A 693-nucleotide genomic window follows, 5' to 3' on the forward strand; every position below is an offset into this window, starting at 1 on the left:
TCTGGATGGTGTCCAGGACCTGGTAGAGCGTCAGGCCGGCGTGAGTGCTTTTGGGTGGAGCCGGTGCTGGGTGAGGAAGGCGTGGGCGGCGGTGACCAGGGTGACGTGGTGGTGCCAGCCGTGCCAGGAGCGTCCCTCGAAGTGGTCCAGGCCCAGGCCGTGCTTCATCTCCCGGTAGTCGTGCTCGATCCGCCAGCGGATCTTCGCGAGCCGCACCAGCTCTGCGATCGGGATGTCCTCGGGCAGGTTCGAGAGCCAGTAGTCGCTCGGCTGCTCCGCCCCGTCGGGCCACTCGGCCAGCAGCCACAGTGCGGGCAGCACCCCGTCCCAATGGCCGTCGCGGGCGACGGCGGCGTGCTGGACCAGGCGCCGGGCCCGCACCCCGGCAGGCCGGACCCGCAGCGCGAGGAAGCGTGAGCGCATCGGTCCGCGGGAGCCCTCACGCCAGTTGACCTGCGTGAACGCCGCCTGCCCGACGGCGGCGGCCAGCACGCTCACGCGCTGCGGGTCCTGGCGATAGCGCGGCTGGGGCTTGCGTCCATTGCCCACCCAGGGCGGGGCGAGCTGTTCGGCGTCACCGGGGTGCGCGGTCAGGTCGCCGCGGACCGCGACTGCATACCCCAGGTCCCGGTCCTCAAGTCCCGCGCGGAACTCGGCGTTCTGCCCGTAGCCGGCATCGGCCACCACCAGCGG

The 693-nt window shown here is 72.4% G+C and carries 1 protein-coding gene; it reads right to left on the reverse strand.

Translation table 11 applies throughout. From position 1 onward, the window contains the following. Positions 1–30: 30 nt before the first annotated feature. Positions 31–693 (reverse strand): transposase (locus tag OTB20_RS42315; protein ID WP_267825200.1); only part of this gene is annotated, 663 nt, incomplete at its 5' end.

Source organism: Streptomyces sp. H27-H1 (genome assembly GCF_026627445.1).
In the GTDB taxonomy this organism is placed as follows: Bacteria; Actinomycetota; Actinomycetes; order Streptomycetales; family Streptomycetaceae; genus Streptomyces.